Source organism: Oleiphilus sp. HI0066, assembly GCF_001635725.1.
The window spans coordinates 14,380-28,502 of the sequence record NZ_LWFH01000557.1 but is presented as its reverse complement, the minus strand read 5'-3'; the positions used below and the strand labels follow the sequence as shown (position 1 = coordinate 28,502).

The following is a 14,123-nucleotide window of genomic DNA, read 5'->3' as shown; positions in this document are numbered from 1 at the left end:
CTTTAAATCCATTCAATAACGGCATGTGACAATCCATTAGGATTAAACCGATATCATGCTGCTTGTCATTGATTAGTAGGTCAAATGCGAGAAGGCCGTTATCTACCACTGAATGTTCTACGCCAATTGTTTCAAGTAGCGCGCTCGTGACGAGTTGATTTACTGGGCTGTCTTCTACGAGCAATATTTTCATAATGGCGATCTATTCTTGATGCTAGGTTCAAAAAATCGTAGTACAGGAAATAGGCTAAAACGCCTCGAAATTATCTATTTTTCGCCTATTTTTGTAGCTAAATTTTACAGAGATTTGGTGTAGAGCTTGCGGATTGAATTCTTAAGGTATGTATGGGCAGCATTGTATGGGCTATTAATCGCTAATAGTGCTTTTGCTGCGAATGAATTTTCTAGTTCAATCGAGTTCGATACGCACTATCTTGTAAAAGACTCAGACCAGCATCACAAAGACGAGGACAAAAAGCAGCACGGCGTCAATGCTAGGTATTACCTTACGCCTGTTGATCAGTCTTCGATTTCGCCTTTAGAAAACGAGTTCTTAGCGCGAGTCAGTTACCTTGAGATAAGCCTTAGCGCTGATGATGTAACACCCCAAGATGATTTTAATCGAGTTAGGCTAACGTATTCGCATGATGACCGTTTACTCAGTCATAGCTGGCGGATCGCGTATATCAGCACGCGACATGAAACTCGCCTTGATGAAGAACGACTCAATGGCGGTGGTTTAGGTTTGTCTATTTATCTGACCGATACCGGGAAGGCAGATTTTTACAGCGAGTATGAGTCCGGGGATGGTTATCGCATTAGCTTCAGTGAGATCAAGTATCGACAGATCTATACAGCTTATGATCTAGATTTAGTATTTGATGTGGGGCTATCTCATCGTGAAAAGAAAACGCCTTATCCTAATCTAGGGAGAGAGGGCGGTGGTTATATATCAAATGCGTGGTATGGCGAACTGGCTTGGTATTTGTCGCGGAAACTTCGACTTGGATTTGGCCATAAATCCCATTCAATCGATTATAGGAATGGCAATGATGGCGCTTTAAATTCTTTGTATCTACACGGCGGGTACGCGCCGTTGGATTTTGTTCAACTTACGTTTCGTGTAGGCGTTCAGCGCGAGATTATCGATCGCCCTAACTTAGATGAAGTCGAAGAAAATGCAGCTGCTTTTGATGGGAGCATTCGATTTGAGTTCTGAGTCCATTAGTTGTCCAAAAAATGAATCAAGTCCTTGGCATTTCTCAATAGATGCTGTGCTCCTAGGTCATTAAGATTCGTGCCTTCATCGAAGTAACCAAACGGAACGATCGCTGATACGCAACCGGCGTTGTGGGCTGCTTGTACATCTCTAACATGATCGCCAACATATAGAACTTTATTGCTAGACACTTGGAGCTTGGCGCAAGCTTCAAGAATTCCAGTCGGGTCTGGCTTAGCAACTGGCACATCATCCGCGCAAATTAATACAGAACAGTTTTTGAGAAAACTAGTGCGCTTGATCAGAAGCTCGGTATAAAGTCGTGGCTTGTTGGTTACGATGCCCCAAGGAATGTTTTTACTCTTTAAGGTTTCAAGAATCTCGCGATTTTCGGGAAACAGTACTGCGTTTGCACCTACTTCATCAGCATAGATATTCAACAATTGCATGCGCAGCTGCTCGAACTCATCTTGATCAGTAATCTCCGGAAAGCATAGTTTTGTTAGTGCTCGTGAACCGTTAGAAACCTCTGCTCGGATAACTTCGTGTTCAATGGGGGCTTTATTGTGGAGTGCTAATAACTTCTCGACCGTAACGTAGAAGTCGGGTGCAGTGTCAACTAACGTACCGTCAAGATCGAATAAGACTGCTTCAAGTTCCATTTTATGCCTTGGGTTTGATGGCGTGCATCAAATAATTCACGTCTACATCGCGGCTGAGTTTGTATTCTTTAACCAGCGGATTGTATGTCATGCCTGATATATCCTGCATCTCTAAGCCTGCTTGACGAACCATGCCCCCAAGCTCTGAAGGTTTGATGAACTTCTTAAAATCGTGCGTTCCTTTAGGGAGCATCTTCATAAGGTGTTCGGCGCCAACGATTGCGAAAAGATATGCTTTGGGATTGCGATTAATGGTAGATAGGAAAAGGTCTCCACCGGGCTTAAGCAGGCGCTGGCACGCTTGAATTACCGATGATGGAGACGGAACGTGCTCTAGCATTTCTAAGCATGTCACAATATCATATTCGCCTGGAGTTTGGTCTGCTAACTCTTCGGCAGTGATTTGGGTATAGGTTATATCAAGACCTGACTCTAGACTGTGTAATTGCGCCACACCCAGTGGAGCTTCACCCATATCAATGCCTTGAACCAAGCCTCCTCGCTGAGACATAGCTTCGGACAATATGCCGCCACCACAACCAACGTCGAGAATCTTTTTGCCTGCCAGAGAGCTGCGCTCGTCGATATAGTTAACTCGTAACGGATTTATGTCGTGCAACGGTTTAAATTCGCTGTTTTTGTCCCACCATCGATTGGCAAGCGCTTCGAATTTTGCAACTTCAGATTGGTCGACGTTCTTATTAAGCGTTTGAGTCATTATTTATTCCCAGACTTTATCTTTTGGCCCCATTGGCGAGCTTCGTCTTTTAACATGTCTTCGTCAATGCCGGTAAGGTGGCCGCAATCTACCAAAAGTTTGCCGTTAACCCAAGTGTGCGTTACTTGTGAGGCATTGGTGTTGTATACGATGTCTGCAGGAAGATCATAACTAGGCAGAGTGTTTAAGTGATCGAGATCAATGGCTACGATGTCTGCTTGTTTGTAGACTTCTAAGCTTCCGATCAGCTGCTCTAAACCTAAAGCTTTTGCACCATTGATGGTTGCCATACGGATACACTCTTTAGCAGAAAGAGCTGTTGCGTCACCGGTGTCACCTTTGGCGATTAGGGCGGCTGTGCGCATCTCGCCTAGCATATCCAGATCATTGTTTGACGCTGCTCCATCTGTTCCTAACGCGATATTAACCCCTGCGGCAGAGAGAGCTTGGGTAGGACAGAATCCACTGGCGAGTTTCATATTAGACTCAGGACAGTGAATAACACTTGTATTAGTTTTGGCTAACAAGCTAATTTCTGATTCCGTTAGCGCTGTCATATGTACCGCTTGTGTATTTAAATCGGGATCGAAGAGCCCCAGCTCTGATAGCCGTTTAATCGGTCGCTTACCCGAGTTTGTTACAGCGTCATTAACTTCTTTCTGAGTCTCATGCACATGCATTTGTATTGGTAATGAATGTTCACGTGCAGCGCTAATGAGACTTCTTATAGGGTCATCCGAAACCGTATAAGGCGCATGAGGCCCGAACGCCATGTGAACTAAATCAGAGCTTTCGAAGGCGCGATGAAGCTCAAGTGTTTTTTCTATGTACTCATCTGGGCCGCTGCCCCATGCAGTTGGGAAGTCTAGAATAGGGCAAGCGAGTTGGGTGCGCATTCCAACGGTTTGCGCCATTTGTGCGACAACCTCCGGGAAGAAATACATGTCGCTAAACGTTGTCGTTCCGCTCTTGAGCATTTCAGCCATCGCAAGTTTCGCGCCGAATGACACGAAGTCAGAATCGACCCATTTGCCTTCAGCGGGCCATATATGTTCTTGAAGCCAAATATTTAACGGTAAATCATTCGCAATACCTCTAAGTAAAGCCATTGATGCATGACCATGCGCGTTAATAAGGCCCGGAATAATGACGTGGTTTGGCAAACAATAATGTTCGGATGCGATAATATGTTGCACTGATTCTGTTGGTGAAATCTGTGTAATTACACCATTCTCAATAATTAAAGAATGGTCTGTCAGTGTCGTGAAATTGTCATCAATTGTGAGTATTGTTCCTGCGTCAATTCTTGTATTGACTTGGGCGGTGTTGTGAAGAATCATGCGCCTTACCAGATGGTCAAGTTGAATGTCTTTTGCGAGAAAATTGTGAAGGGATCAGGTTATCACCACCGATATTCATTCACTAATGAATATTATGAAATAGTCTTTCAAAACTTGACTCATTGATCCGTAATTTCACGCGAAGTTGCATCAAATTTCATAGCTTTATCAATGCAGCGTATAGCGGCTATTGCATCAATATATTTCATTTATGTAGGGGTTCGATTTAATATCCGCTCCGAAATCTAAAAACGGCCTTGCTTTGTCTGAGCAAGGTGTCATCCGTAAAAAGAGGGATTAGCCAATGTCAGGTTATCAAGCAGAAGTTCAAGCAGCAGAAGTTGCTAACTCTTTCCCAGGTGTAAGTGCTGAATCAGCAGCTCGTATGCGCCTTCAAAACAAATTCAAAACTGGTCTGGACGTAGCTAAGTACACAGCTGGCATCATGCGTCGTGACATGGCTGAGTTTGATAAAGACAAAACTAAGTACACTCAGTCTCTAGGCTGCTGGCACGGTTTCGTTGGTCAACAAAAGCTTATCTCTATCAAGAAACACTTCGGTTCAACTGAGCGTCGCTACTTATACCTTTCAGGTTGGATGGTTGCAGCACTTCGTTCAGACTTCGGTCCACTTCCTGACCAATCTATGCACGAGAAAACTGCAGTAGCTGGTCTTGTAGAAGAGCTTTACACCTTCCTACGTCAAGCTGATGCGCGTGAGCTTGGTGGTCTTTTCCGTGCACTTGATAAAGCACGTGAAGCTGGTGATGCTGCTGAAGAAGCAAAAATCATCGAAGCGATCGACAATCACGAAACGCACGTTGTGCCAATCGTAGCTGACATCGATGCTGGTTTCGGTAACGCAGAAGCGACTTACCTAATGGCTAAGCAAATGATCGAAGCTGGGGCTTGCTGCCTACAGATCGAAAACCAAGTTGCTGACGAGAAGCAATGTGGTCACCAAGACGGTAAAGTAACTGTTCCACACGCTGACTTCCACGGGAAGATCCGTGCACTACGTTACGCGTTCCTAGAGCTAGGTGTTGACGACGGTCTAATTGTTGCGCGTACTGACTCTGAAGGTGCTGGCCTAACTAAAGAAATCGCTGTTGTTAATGAGCCAGGCGACGAAGGCGACATCTACAACTCTTACCTAGATGTTGAAGAAATCGACGTAGCTGACATGAACGAAGGTGATGTTGTTATTAATCGTAACGGCAAGCTTGTTCGTCCTAAGCGTCTTCCTTCTGGTCTTTACCAATTCCGTCAAGGTACTGGTCATGAGCGTTGCGTATTCGATTGTATCGGTGCGATCAATGCTGGTGCAGACCTTCTTTGGATCGAAACCGCAGTCCCAACTGTACACGAGATCGCGGGCATGATGAACGACGTACGTAAAGTTCACCCAGATGCGAAACTTGTTTACAACAACTCGCCATCTTTCAACTGGACATTGAACTTCCGTCAGCAAGCATATGACGCAATGGTTGAAGCGGGCGAAGATGTTTCTGCATACGATCGTGCAAACTTAATGTCTGCTGAATATGATGATTCTGCATTGTCAGCAGCTGCTGATGCGCGTATCAAGACTTTCCAAGCGGATACTGCGCGTGAAGCGAACGTATTCCACCACTTGATCACTCTACCTACTTACCACACTACTGCGTTGTCTGTAGACAACCTAGCGAAAGAGTATTTCGGTGAGCAAGGTATGCTTGGTTACGTTGAAGGTGTTCAGCGTAAAGAGATCCGTCAAGGTATCGCATGTGTTAAGCACCAAAACATGGCTGGTTCAGACCTTGGTGATGATCACAAAGAGTACTACGCTGGTGATCGTGCGCTTAAAGCGGGCGGCGCAAAAAACACTTCTAACCAATTCTCGTAAGGCAAAAGTTCTTAATTCGAGACTAATAGAAGTTAAAAAGAGGCTACCTTCGGGTGGCCTTTTTTGTTTATGGGGTCGAATACTACGCTGGCAGCTCTTGATCAAAGACCGGGCTCTAAAAGCGGGCGGCGCGAAAAACACTTCTAATCCTCTCTCGTAAGGCAAGAGTTCTTAATTCGAGACTCATAGAAGTTAAAAAGAGGCTGTCTTCGGGCGGCCTTTTTTGTTTGCCTGTTCTGAGCTTAATAGCACAGGGAATAACCACTATTATTGAAACAGTTGGTCAGCTTACTTGATGAAGTAGTTGATATGCCTATAATTCCCGCATCTTTAGAATTACCAAGGATTACCTATCATGATTGAGCTTCCCGAGATTTATAACGATGTCCAAACCGTTCTAGGTGAAGATGGCTTTGCCATACCTACTAACGGTGTTTGGTATCACGGTACTTCATCGGCACTTATTGATTCGATTAAAGAGAACGGGCTTGTTCGTTCTGGCGATAAGGCCTTCAATCAAGTCGCGAAGCAAACCATGGCGACGATCGGAAATAGTTATACTGAGCAGCGCGAACCAGTGTTCCTTACTCAGAGTAAAGCATTGGCCTATTTTTGGGCGGAACAGTGCGTAAAGCGTCGTTCGGTTCGATTCGAAGGTGAAGAGCAGCCTGTTGTTTTGACCGTTAATCTTGACGACGATAATGCTTCTAAAGTCCGTCCCGATGTTGGTGCTGCAGGTCTTCTTATGATAAAAGAAGGCGAGGGTTTCATGATGTTTATTGCTAGTCTGTATGAGCAAGCTGGTCTTAAGCCGCTTGATATAGATTTAATGAAAGCAGAGCGCGAAGAATACCTTACCAAGATTGGTATGGCGTATATCGATGACGACATCTTGTCTGATTCTATTTCTGCGTAATTGATATAATCGGCTGCTCTTATTGAGTCGCCAATCAATTTGTCGCTAGTATATGATTTATAAGGAAAATAATAATCAATGCGACTGCTAGACGCAATGGTGGTGCAGCATGGGAGCGACAAAGTTATTGTATGTGGAAGATGATCCGGTCATCCGAGAAAACTTTTCTACAATGTTCATGTCAGAGGGCTATAACGTTGTTGCTGTTAGCACAACAGATGAAGCCCTTCATCTCATTCGAACTCGTTCAGATCTCGATATAGCTATATTTGATATGCAACTAGCGGAGGATCGAGCCGCTGGCATCGCGCTTTCAAAGACCTTTCGAGGTGCATATCCAATCGCTCCGATAGTTTTACTGTCTTCGTACGTAGATCTAGATCTACAGGTTGAAGCATATCAAGTCGGAGCTGATGCTTATATCGACAAGAAAGAGCCGTTGCCACTTATCTTAGTTCGCGTTAGGAGTCTAATTGCTCGCCTAGATGTACTTAAGACGGAGGGCACTAAAGAGTACGCGCAGAATGCAGACGGGATAACATTCGATCATGACTCCGAATTAGTCTTTTGGAACGGTCAAAGGTTAAGGTTGAATCATATACGCTATAAATTGCTATTGCAGTTATACAGCTCTCCTGCAACGCAGTCGGTATATGATTTAATCCAGGCTGCTCAAATCTCTGCTGAATCAAATACCATTGCTCAACACATTAAATTGATTCGCTCTGAATTTTGTCGGATTGACCCTAGCTTTTCTTGCATCGAAACGGTCAGAGGAAAGGGTTATCGCTGGGTTGATGTTGGGTGATCGCTTTTCTGTCGTAAGGTCAGAATAACCCGATTTGCACGGAGGTTAATTTCTAGATTTAAGCCCTGAGTTTGGATGATCTGTTTTGCAAACTGATAATAAAAACTATCTATATTAAGATCGTTTACTTTATAGTCTCTTATCTCAATAATCAGCTCGTCTAAGTTGCTCCGAATTTCTCCATGCAGTTGGATTGCTGCTTTCTGACTTAGTTCCCGCGCTATAAAGTTGAATGCCAGCTCAACCGCTTTTTTATTGTCAATTTCGATATGATAGGAAGCATGAAGCTCTAGGTGAATACTGTGTTCAGATAGAACGCTGGATAGTAAGGAGCACGCGTCAACACGCTTAACCTCAATGTCTTGCTCTGCATCGGTCGCTAGCGCTATTTCGTTCGTAAATTGCTGCAGTTCCATAACTTGAGTTTGTAATTGATTTTTGAGACGTCCCTCTGGCATTAATACTAAGGATGAAGATAGCGCAACGATTTGGTTGCTTAGCTCGTGCCTGAGTAAGCGACTGGTAGACTGAGACCACTTATGAAGATCTTTTAACGAGTGTTGTAGAGCTTGGTTATTTTTGTAAGTCTTATGTTGTTGGAGCTCGCGCGCGATCGCTGCAGGTATTAATGCAAGCATGAAGAATAAGGCTGTTGCATCGATAATAACCCATTCTCGAAGAGAATGTTCTTGGCGAGAGAGAATATAGTATACGGTGATGGCAAGAGCGGTTGGAGTAGAGAAAGCGCTCGGTATATTAGCAAGAATAACAGCGGTTAAAATCGTGACCGTAATGCCAATCAGCTGATATGTGTTGCTTAAGCTTGTGAGTTCGTTTGTGTAAGTTAGGAATACGTAGGATGAATATAGGAGGCTAACACAAACAAACACATAGTAGAGCTTCTCTTGTCTGAGGCGATGCAAAAGAAAGAAGCTTCCTATCCATGGTAATGCGATGATTCGCTGGATCATGATGGAGTTTGGGTCATTTAGGGCAATGGCATCTGCCGCAAATAATGCACCACATATTAACGCAATGCTTAATAGTGCTATACCAGTTTCGTTATGCTGTCTGTTGTAGTTCCAATGAGTGAAATCAGAATATTTACGTAAGGTGCTGAGCAGGCGACTTTTAAAATCATTACGCGAGCTAAGCATGTTCCACCTTCTCAGCCGCAAGTTCTCTACTCATGTTTGATTGTAAGGCTGGAAATATCATTTGAAATACAACCAATCCTTTCTCGGAAGTAGCATTGAAAAGTATGCCGTTCGCAATGCAAATATTTTTACAAACGTTAAGTCCTAAGCCGTATTCTCCATGCACGCTTCCTTGCCTGTTTTCAATAGTGAGTTCGTTAAGTGATGCTGGCAGACGTGGTCCCTTATTCTTGATCAGCAGAGTCCTTCCTTTCTGTATCTCAATGCTGATGGCGGTATCTTTATTGCGATGACGTATTGCATTGTTGGTTATATTAGTGATCAATCTTGTTAGCAAGGCGGGCGCAAGCTCGATATCGAAGTCGCGACTACAGAACAAATTAATATTAGCTGTACTGTAAGTGGTTTGGAGCTCATGTGTTAACAAAGAGACATGCTCAAGTATCGAGTAATTTGTCTGCTCCTGTATATGATTCTCGCTGTCATACCAATCAAGATCGCTCAGAAGGGTTTGGCTGATCGTTGAAATTTCGTTTAACGAATGGTTTAGGCGTTTAACGTGTTGATTTGATGAACCAGAAGTGCTGAGAGCGTTAAGGCTAGATCTGATCGCAGAAATCTTTTTGTTAAACGCATCCTTGGTTAAGGTTTTAAGAATGCCGTTCCAGCTTTCTCGGGAATTAACAATAGCCAGATTGTTACGCGTAATTTCGTACTCGCGTTTGAGCGTGTTGTTGCTCGACAAAGCCCAAAAGTAAGTACTCAAAGCGAGGGTAATGTAAGTGAGTAGTAGTAACCCTGTATATGAATATTGTTGATGCCAGAGCATGTAAGAGGCAGCAAGTATGCCGAGTATAATGTTGCATTTAGCAATTAATAAAAGCCTTTTTTTACTCAGTGTCAGGCAAGCAATCATATAAACATGAATCTGAAGTAAAAACGCGATGAGTGCGGGGGTGTCAAGTTGACTTGCATAAAATAGCGTTGCCCAACTCACGAGTAGAATCATTGCGAGCGCTATTGCTTTGTCAGCACTTTCATAATCTTCTTTCTTGAGGAGATATAAGGCTAAAATTAGCAACGGGGCTGCGATTAGGCCTCTGAGTATTGCGCCGAATATCCCTGCGACGAAATGGTCTGGGAATAAAAAATAATCAATCGGAGCATAGACAAAGGCTGTGGCAGACCCGATGACTACACCGATTTTGTTCTGTCGTGAAGATTGCTCTAAAGCATATGTGGTAAAACTCAAAAAACCACCTTAGTTATTCTTTTTATTAGCTTTCCATGATTCGTATTCTTTCTTTTTGGTGGCCTAATGTAAATAGTTTTTGGCTTGTCATCATAATCTGTCATTAAATATATATTTTCTCTAGCGTTACAATTTTTAACAATTTAAGTGGTGGTAAATCTTTAAAAAAATAAACAACGATACAAAGGATACTGTAAATGGCCGGACCAATAGTAAACGATGATGCGTACTCGATAACCTCAGGAGAAAACAAACAACTGGGCTACGTCTTTTCTATTTTTGGCAACAAGTTTGATCTCTCGGGATCGCCAAAGAATGATCAAGATGAAGATGGTGATCCACTTGAGATCGTGTCTGTTGAGGGACAAAGCTTAAATGACGGAGAGGTAACGGTAACCGGGTCAAATGGAGGGGAGTTCCGAATATTCTCTGATGGATCGATATTTCTTTATGCTACAACCGGTTTTGAATATCTCGCAGCGGGTGAAACAGCAAATATGATTGTCACTTACACTGTATCAGACGGCACAAGTTCTTCAGTCGCATCAGTAATTGTAACTGTAACCGTTGTAGATGGCGACTCGATTCTTGCCCAAGACGATGTATTTTCTACCGAAGAAAGCACTATTCTCGCAGGGGTAAATGTTACATCGAACGATGAATTGTATGCAGACTTTGCTGAAATAGTGGCCATTAATGGAATTGGATCTAACGTTGGTGCTGAAGTTCGAGGGTCTAACGGAGGTTTGTTTACTATAGTTTGCAGGCGCTGAGCATTATCGTTTACTTATGCAAAGTCATGAGCTTTCAATTCGCGAAGCATTGTTGACAGCCAAGCTCGATATGAGCGCGAACTTAAGTTTGCCCGTTATCAATACATCTAGTCTCCCCGATGGTTGGTTAACTGAACAAAGCTCTACCGCGCAGCGTCTATTTGAGCTTGCGATTGATAACTTAAATAGCGAGTTGTCGATTGCTGATCAGCGCTTAGATCAGCTGAAGCAGCAAGCCAAGGGCTTGCATCGCGAACGTCTCGCGAAAGTATCTCAGTTAGAATTTATGGAGGAGGAAATTCAATCATAGAAAGGCATGGTTGAGAAAAAGCTCGCCAACAAACTCAGATTTTTATAGATACAGAGTGAAGCCGCTGAATTGCGCGGTGTAATTGCAAAAAACTGAGGCGCAACAAGCAGAAATACAGGTCAAGATTGGCGAGGTGAAGCCAGAGAAGCTTCAAGCCAAACAACGTTTTCAAGAGCAAACAGCCACTGAATTGCGCGATATCAAATTTAGTTTAAAAGATGTACGCGAGCAGCTGGCAACGTCAAGCAATGTGCTTCAACGGATTGATATTCGTGCGCCGGTTGATGGAGCTGTAACCGGCTTAAACGTACATATGGTTGGCACAGTTGTTCGGGGAGGAGATCTCATCATGGAGATCGTCCCTGCGATGGATACTTTAATTGTTGAATCTCGTGTTTCGCCCACTGATGTAGACAAAGTCTATAAAGGCCTTGATGCTAGGATGAGAGTCGCGTCATTTAAACAACATGAATTTCCACAGTTGAGCGGAACGGTTGAGTCAATTTCGGCTTATGTCTTTGAAGATGAAAGACAACAAACGCAATATTACAGTGCACGTATTGCGCTAAATGGTTTTGTTGCAGACGACGATATGCTCCCATTTGATGATGACGGGAACCTTCTATCCATTCACCCTGGCATGCCAACAGAAGTAATGATTATTACTGGCTTAAGTGCACCTGCTCAGTACTTATTAGAACCATTGATTAATTCGTTTAACAGGGCCTGGAGAGATTCGTAGTTTGGGTTGTGTGGTTCAGCGCTATTATTTTAAAAACGGAGCCTCATGCTCCGTTTCTTTTATTTCATGTTGTAAATAGTTGCTGAATTGATCAGCTAGTCATACACTTCTCATACCTGTCGGGGAGCTTCCAGTGGTTAGGGAGCTGAGACTGCTAGCTATGCGCTGTATCCACAGTAAAAGCAGGACCCGTTGAACCTGATTTGGTTAATACCAGCGTAGGGAACAGTTTGCTCGTTTTGTAACGTTTGAGTCGTTATCAGCAGATTGCTCCCTAACAATTACCTTGGAGCATACATGAGCAACACGCCACAGCAGCCAGCTAAAAACGCAAAGATCACCGACGCAAATATCTCCAAAACAGCATCGGTCGATGAACTTTCTATGACGCCATTTCCTGCGTCGAAAAAAATCTACGTAAAAGGTAGTCGCGACGACATTCAAGTGGCTATGCGCGAAATTGAACTAAGTCCAACCAAGCTGCAAGACGGCAAGGAAGAACATAACCCTCCAGTTCGTGTCTACGACACCTCAGGCCCATATACAGATCCAAATAAAGACATCGACGTGCGTTTAGGCTTAAGTCCAATGCGTGAAAAATGGATTCTAGAGCGCAGCGACACCGAATTGCTTGAAGGCTTCAGTTCTGAGTACGCAAACATTCGCGAGAAGAACATAGCGCTCGAGGGTTTGCGTTTTGAGTACAAGCCAAAGCCACGTAAAGCGCGTGAAGGCAAGAATGTCACGCAACTTCATTACGCGCGTCAGGGCATTATTACGCCTGAAATGGAATACATCGCAATCCGCGAAAATCTAGCGCTCAGCGAAGCTGAGCTTGAAAAAGCGGTATCGGAACAACATCCGGGTCAAAGCTTCGGTGCATCGATTCCTAAGATTATTACTCCTGAATTCGTACGTGATGAAGTTGCTCGAGGCCGCGCGGTAATTCCGAATAATATCAACCACCCTGAATCTGAACCAATGATTATTGGTCGTAATTTCCGCACCAAAGTAAACGCAAACATTGGTAATTCGGCAGTGACATCTTCTATTCAGGAAGAAGTTGAAAAGACGGTATGGGCGACACGCTGGGGTGCCGATACTGTTATGGATTTGAGTACGGGGGACAACATCCACGAAACACGTGAATGGATTATCCGAAATTCATCAGTGCCGATCGGTACCGTACCGATTTATCAAGCATTAGAAAAATGTGGTGGTGTTGCCGAAGATTTAACGTGGGAATTATTCCGAGACACACTGATCGAACAAGCTGAGCAGGGCGTTGATTATTTTACGATCCATGCCGGCGTATTGCTTCGTTATGTTCCGATGACTGCAAAACGCGTAACGGGAATCGTTAGTCGCGGTGGTTCGATTATGGCGAAGTGGTGTTTGGCTCATCATAAAGAAAACTTCCTCTATACCCATTTCGAGGAAATTTGCGCAATCATGAAAGCCTATGATGTTTGTTTCTCATTAGGCGATGGCTTACGTCCGGGGTCAATTGCCGATGCAAATGATGAAGCCCAGTTCTCTGAACTTCGTACCTTGGGCGAATTAACAAAGATTGCATGGAAACACGACGTTCAAACCTTTATTGAAGGCCCCGGACACGTGCCAATGCATATGATTAAAGAAAACATGGAAGAACAATTGGAGCACTGTGGTGAAGCGCCTTTCTATACTTTGGGGCCACTGACGACTGACATCGCTCCAGGATATGATCATTTCACTTCTGGTATAGGTGCAGCGCTTATTGGTTGGTATGGATGTGCAATGCTGTGTTACGTGACGCCAAAAGAACACTTGGGCTTACCTAATAAAGACGATGTAAAACAAGGCTTGATTACTTACAAGATCTCGGCGCACGCCGCAGATCTCGCGAAAGGTCATCCCGGCGCACAGATTCATGATAACGCGATGAGTAAAGCGCGATTTGAGTTCAGATGGGAAGATCAGTTCAATCTCGCGTTAGATCCGGATACGGCACGTGCATATCATGACGAAACGCTTCCTAAGGATTCAGCGAAAGTTGCGCATTTCTGTTCAATGTGTGGGCCAAAATTCTGCTCTATGAAGATTTCACAAGACGTTCGAGATTATGCTGCGGAACAAGAACTGGCTAAGGCAGCTGATGTTGGGATGCAGGAAATGTCCGAGAAGTTCAAACAAGATGGCAGTGAAATCTATCACGAGGTGTAAGACTTACTATTAGATTTTGGTGGTACTGAAGGAGGTCGATCTTTTAAAGTTCGGCCTTTTTATTGCGCGTACTAAGCAATAGGCGGGTATTTACTCCAAATCTTTGAGTTTCCATAAAAAAACTGCCATTTACTCT

14 protein-coding genes and 1 riboswitch are annotated in these 14,123 nt (G+C 43.8%); of the genes, 8 read left to right on the top strand and 6 right to left on the bottom strand.

Annotated elements, in window-relative coordinates; all coding sequences use genetic code 11:
• Nucleotides 1–193 (bottom strand): response regulator (locus tag A3738_RS07565; protein ID WP_156504060.1); only part of this gene is annotated, 193 nt, incomplete at its 3' end.
• Between the two features lie 126 nt (nucleotides 194–319).
• Between A3738_RS07565 and A3738_RS07560 the strand changes: the two genes are divergently transcribed.
• A complete protein-coding gene (locus A3738_RS07560) occupies nucleotides 320–1,219 on the top strand; it encodes a hypothetical protein (RefSeq protein ID WP_156502553.1) in 900 nt (299 codons plus the stop codon).
• Between the two features lie 5 nt (nucleotides 1,220–1,224).
• On the opposite strand, the gene A3738_RS07555 is transcribed toward A3738_RS07560, so the two are convergent.
• Genes A3738_RS07555 through A3738_RS07545 form a run of 3 tightly spaced genes read right to left on the bottom strand, consistent with a single transcriptional unit; the run spans nucleotide 1,225 to nucleotide 3,939 of the window.
• Nucleotides 1,225–1,881 (bottom strand): HAD family hydrolase, encoded by a 657-nt coding sequence (locus A3738_RS07555; protein ID WP_068475801.1) that lies wholly within the window; start codon nucleotides 1,879–1,881, stop codon nucleotides 1,225–1,227.
• A gap of 1 nt (nucleotide 1,882) precedes the next feature.
• A complete protein-coding gene (ubiG, locus tag A3738_RS07550) occupies nucleotides 1,883–2,599 on the bottom strand; it encodes a bifunctional 2-polyprenyl-6-hydroxyphenol methylase/3-demethylubiquinol 3-O-methyltransferase UbiG (protein WP_068473962.1) in 717 nt (238 codons plus the stop codon).
• The gene (locus tag A3738_RS07545; RefSeq protein WP_068475799.1) at nucleotides 2,599–3,939 is read right to left on the bottom strand and encodes a TRZ/ATZ family hydrolase; all 1,341 of its coding nucleotides are present in this window, start codon (nucleotides 3,937–3,939) and stop codon (nucleotides 2,599–2,601) included. The genes ubiG and A3738_RS07545 overlap by 1 nt, the downstream gene beginning before the upstream one ends.
• A gap of 304 nt (nucleotides 3,940–4,243) precedes the next feature.
• Here A3738_RS07545 and A3738_RS07540 point away from each other — a divergent pair, with 304 nt between their 5' ends.
• From A3738_RS07540 to A3738_RS07530, 3 genes are all read left to right on the top strand, one after another.
• Nucleotides 4,244–5,824 carry an isocitrate lyase gene (locus tag A3738_RS07540; RefSeq protein ID WP_068475797.1) on the top strand — a complete coding sequence of 527 codons (1,581 nt, stop codon included), beginning with the start codon at nucleotides 4,244–4,246 and terminating at the stop codon, nucleotides 5,822–5,824.
• Nucleotides 5,825–6,179: 355 nt separating this feature from the next.
• Entirely contained in the window at nucleotides 6,180–6,740 is a 561-nt protein-coding gene (locus tag A3738_RS07535; protein ID WP_068475794.1) for a hypothetical protein, read from the top strand.
• 109 nt (nucleotides 6,741–6,849) lie between these two features.
• Nucleotides 6,850–7,548, top strand: a complete 699-nt coding sequence (locus tag A3738_RS07530) for a response regulator transcription factor (protein ID WP_068475791.1) — start codon at nucleotides 6,850–6,852, stop codon at nucleotides 7,546–7,548.
• On the opposite strand, the gene A3738_RS07525 is transcribed toward A3738_RS07530, so the two are convergent.
• Both A3738_RS07525 and A3738_RS07520 read right to left on the bottom strand, forming a co-directional pair.
• The gene (locus A3738_RS07525) at nucleotides 7,524–8,705 is read right to left on the bottom strand and encodes a hypothetical protein (RefSeq protein WP_068501509.1); all 1,182 of its coding nucleotides are present in this window, start codon (nucleotides 8,703–8,705) and stop codon (nucleotides 7,524–7,526) included. The genes A3738_RS07530 and A3738_RS07525 overlap by 25 nt on opposite strands.
• Nucleotides 8,698–9,702, bottom strand: a complete 1,005-nt coding sequence (locus A3738_RS07520; protein WP_156504059.1) for an ATP-binding protein — start codon at nucleotides 9,700–9,702, stop codon at nucleotides 8,698–8,700. The genes A3738_RS07525 and A3738_RS07520 overlap by 8 nt, the downstream gene beginning before the upstream one ends.
• Nucleotides 9,703–10,154: 452 nt before the next feature.
• Here A3738_RS07520 and A3738_RS07515 point away from each other — a divergent pair, with 452 nt between their 5' ends.
• From A3738_RS07515 to thiC, 4 genes are all read left to right on the top strand, one after another.
• Nucleotides 10,155–10,730: an Ig-like domain-containing protein gene (locus tag A3738_RS07515; RefSeq protein WP_068501512.1), complete on the top strand. Its 576-nt coding sequence runs from the start codon at nucleotides 10,155–10,157 to the stop codon at nucleotides 10,728–10,730.
• Between the two features lie 16 nt (nucleotides 10,731–10,746).
• Nucleotides 10,747–11,040: a hypothetical protein gene (locus A3738_RS07510; RefSeq protein WP_068501515.1), complete on the top strand. Its 294-nt coding sequence runs from the start codon at nucleotides 10,747–10,749 to the stop codon at nucleotides 11,038–11,040.
• Between the two features lie 82 nt (nucleotides 11,041–11,122).
• Nucleotides 11,123–11,782, top strand: coding sequence for an HlyD family efflux transporter periplasmic adaptor subunit (locus A3738_RS07505; RefSeq protein WP_068475781.1), 660 nt, complete (start codon nucleotides 11,123–11,125; stop codon nucleotides 11,780–11,782).
• 110 nt (nucleotides 11,783–11,892) lie between these two features.
• Nucleotides 11,893–12,024, top strand: a riboswitch (TPP riboswitch).
• A 55-nt stretch (nucleotides 12,025–12,079) separates the two neighbouring features.
• Nucleotides 12,080–13,987 (top strand): phosphomethylpyrimidine synthase ThiC, encoded by a 1,908-nt coding sequence (gene thiC / locus A3738_RS07500; RefSeq protein WP_068475779.1) that lies wholly within the window; start codon nucleotides 12,080–12,082, stop codon nucleotides 13,985–13,987.
• The last annotated feature ends 136 nt before the right edge of the window (nucleotides 13,988–14,123 follow it).